The 2881-nt window shown below is 68.1% G+C and carries 3 protein-coding genes; 2 read left to right on the forward strand and 1 reads right to left on the reverse strand.

The window, feature by feature from the left end:
- Positions 1 to 131: 131 nt before the first annotated feature.
- A complete protein-coding gene (locus U5L98_RS18600; RefSeq protein WP_322559739.1) occupies positions 132 to 575 on the reverse strand; it encodes a RidA family protein in 444 nt (147 codons plus the stop codon).
- A gap of 148 nt (positions 576 to 723) precedes the next feature.
- On the opposite strand from U5L98_RS18600, the gene U5L98_RS18605 reads away from it, so the two are divergent.
- Together U5L98_RS18605 and U5L98_RS18610 are read left to right on the forward strand one after the other, a co-directional pair.
- Positions 724 to 1170, forward strand: coding sequence for a PaaI family thioesterase (locus U5L98_RS18605; protein WP_322559740.1), 447 nt, complete (start codon positions 724 to 726; stop codon positions 1168 to 1170).
- Entirely contained in the window at positions 1170 to 2828 is a 1659-nt protein-coding gene (locus U5L98_RS18610) for an MBL fold metallo-hydrolase (RefSeq protein WP_322559741.1), read from the forward strand. Before U5L98_RS18605 ends, U5L98_RS18610 begins: the two co-directional genes overlap by 1 nt.
- Positions 2829 to 2881 lie beyond the last annotated feature (53 nt).

Raw genomic sequence — 2881 nt, forward strand, 5'->3', positions numbered from 1 at the left:
GGTGATGGAGGCCGGTAAAGGGATGTCCCGATAACCCCTAAGGTCGGCTAGAAGGCCGCTCTCAGGGTCATAATTGATGCGGTGTGCAACATGCCCGGCCGATGGCGAACGGCCATCGTCGAAGTAGACGTTCAGGTGTCGGAGGAATCCTCGGAGTCCGAGTCCTTCTCTCTCTCCTCGTTTTCGGCCTCGGCAGGACGGCGCGCCATCACCGTGATCTCGACATGGGCAGAGCCGTAGAGGCGGGGTGACTGGGTGCAGGTGCGCGCCGGATAGCATCTCGAGTCGAAGAACTCCGCATAGGCGGCGTCCATGTCGCGGATCAGCTCGAGGTTGGTGATGTGCACGTCGACGCGCACCACGTCGGACATGCCGCAACCGGCGGAGACCAGCATGCGCTGGATGCTTCGCATCACCAGGCGGGTCTCCTCCGCTATGTTGCCAAGAATGGTTTCGCCGCCCTGGATATCCTCGGCAGTCAGCCCCGATAGAAAGACGTAGTCGTCGTCGATCACCATATGGCTGCCGGGAAAGAGCGGGATGGGCAGGGTGGCATCGTTGTGGTATTTCGGCATGGGGGTTCCCTGTCTGAGGTGCTGACACTTCCTGAGTCTAGCTGGTGTCAGAGCCATCGCCTCAACGCGCCGGCTTCCAGGAGGCTGTGCCCCTCGCCGCCGGTGTGGTATTGCTGTTTACCGATCCTTTTCCCGCCCAGGAGGCCCCATGGCGCCCGCATCAGACTTCGTACCCGCCCATGCCGACTACCGAACCGAGGTGGAACGCATTCTCAAGGCATCACCCTTCATCCGGGCGCTGGGCCTCGAGTCTGACGAGATCGCTCCTGGGCTATGTGTGACGCGCCTCGCAGTGCGCGAGGACCACCAGCAGCAGGACGGCTTCGTGCATGCCGGCGTGCAGGCCTCCATCGCCGACCACACCGCCGGCGCCGCGGGCGCCACGCTGATCCCCGAGGGAGCGATCGTGCTTACCGCCGAATTCAGGATCAGCCTGCTACGCTCGGCCAGCGGGCCGGATTTGCGCTGCGTGGGACGGGTGCTGAAGCCCGGACGAACCTTGAGCGTCGTTGAATCCGAGGTCTTCGGCGGCCCGGGCGCCGAGACGCTGGTGGCCAAGGCCTCGGTGACCCTGGCCGTGGTCAAGCCGCGCTGATGGCCGACGAGCGAAAGTGCGAGATACGTCCTGCCGCGACTCTTGCCCTGGTGCGCGACAGCGACGAGGGGCTGGAGGTCTTGCTGCTGCAGCGCACCTGGCAGGCGGCCTTCCTGCCCGGCTACTTCGTGTTTCCCGGTGGGGCTGTGGACCCGCAGGACCCGGATGTTCGAGCCTTTGCCTCTGGCCGCGATGATGCCGCCATCAGCCAGACCCTGAGCCTCGACGAGGGGGGAGCCGATTACATGATTGCGGCCCTGCGCGAGTGCTTCGAGGAGGCGGGCCTGCTGCTGGCCGTGGATGGCCAGGGGCACCTGCCGTCAGCGGACCATCCGGTGCTGAGCGAGGGGCGCGAGTCCCTGCGGCGCGAGGAAACGAGCTTCCGCGCGCTGTGCGAGCGCTACGGCCTCGGGCTGCCGCTGGACTGGCTGGCCTACCTGGGGCACTGGGTCACGCCCCGTGGCGCACCGCGGCGCTTCGATACGCGCTTCTTCGTGGCCCTGGCGCCTTCGAACCAGCAGGCGTCGCATGACGGCAGCGAGACCATCGATCATCTCTGGCGCACACCCGCCCGGGTGCTTTCGGACCACCGCCAGGGCCGTCTTTCGCTGGGCTATCCTACCCTGCGCACCCTGCGTCTGCTCGCCGACTTCTCCACCGCCGAGGCGCTGCTGCGCTACGCCCATGCCAACCCGCCGACCCACCATCCAAGCCGCCCCTGGCCGGCCCGGAAGGGCGGGGCCGCCTGGCAGGTGGAGCCGGATGCCCCGGCCTATGCGGAGGTGCGCCGCCTGGACCCGCAACGGCAGGGCACGGCCAGCGCTGAGATCGAGCCCGGCAGGGCGGTCGAACTGGCGCCGGGGGTGAGCCGGGTGACCGCGCCCAATCCGGGGGCGATGACCGGCCCCGGCACCAACAGCTACCTGCTGGGCGACGGCGACGATCATCTGGTGATCGACCCTGGCCCCGAGCAGCCGGCGCATCTGCAACGCTTGCTTGAACTGGCCGGCGGAAGGATTTCCCGGGTGCTGGTGACCCACACCCATATCGACCACTCGCCTGGAGCGGCCTGGCTCAAGGCGCGCACCGGCGCTCGGCTGGTGGGTCTGCCGCCTCCGCTCGGTGCCAGCCAGGACGCCGGTTTCGTGCCGGACGACCGGCCCCGCCACGGCGAGCGTCTCGCAACGCCTGCGGGCATGCTGAAGGTACTGCATACGCCCGGGCACGCCTCCAACCACCTCTGCTACCTGCTGGAGCCTGCGCGGCTGCTGTTCGCCGGTGATCAGGTGATGCAGGGTTCCACGGTGGTGATCAACCCGCCGGACGGCGACATGGCCGCCTATGTGGCTGCCTTGCACGCCCTCGGAGATGAACCCTTCGACACCATCGCCCCGGGCCACGGTTTCCTGATCGGCGAAGGCCACGCCGCCATCGACTTCCTGGTCACCCATCGCCTGGCCCGGGAACACAAGGTGCTCCGGGCCCTGGCGCGCCATGGGCCGGCGAGCCTGGAGGCGCTGACACGCCACGCCTACGATGACGTGCCCGAGGGCAAGCTGGGGGTGGCGGCGCGCTCGGCGCTGGCCCATCTGCTCAAGCTCGGAGGGAGAGGGCGCGTCGAGCAGCAGGCGGGGCAGTGGGTCTCCCGGGAGTTCTGAGAGCCGCTGACGCTCGGGCGGCCGTCTGGCCTACGTGTCGGGTCTCGGATGAC

The sequence above is a fragment of the Halomonas sp. genome (assembly GCF_034520545.1).
Taxonomy (GTDB): Bacteria; Pseudomonadota; Gammaproteobacteria; order Pseudomonadales; family Halomonadaceae; genus Halomonas.

What these genes read in the sequence shown, in the direction of transcription:
- U5L98_RS18600 (WP_322559739.1), bottom strand. Translation starts at nt 575, where the DNA reads ATGCCGAAATACCACAACGATGCCACCCTGCCCATCCCGCTCTTTCCC.
- U5L98_RS18605 (WP_322559740.1), top strand. Translation starts at nt 724, where the DNA reads ATGGCGCCCGCATCAGACTTCGTACCCGCCCATGCCGACTACCGAACC.
- U5L98_RS18610 (WP_322559741.1), top strand. Translation starts at nt 1,170, where the DNA reads ATGGCCGACGAGCGAAAGTGCGAGATACGTCCTGCCGCGACTCTTGCC.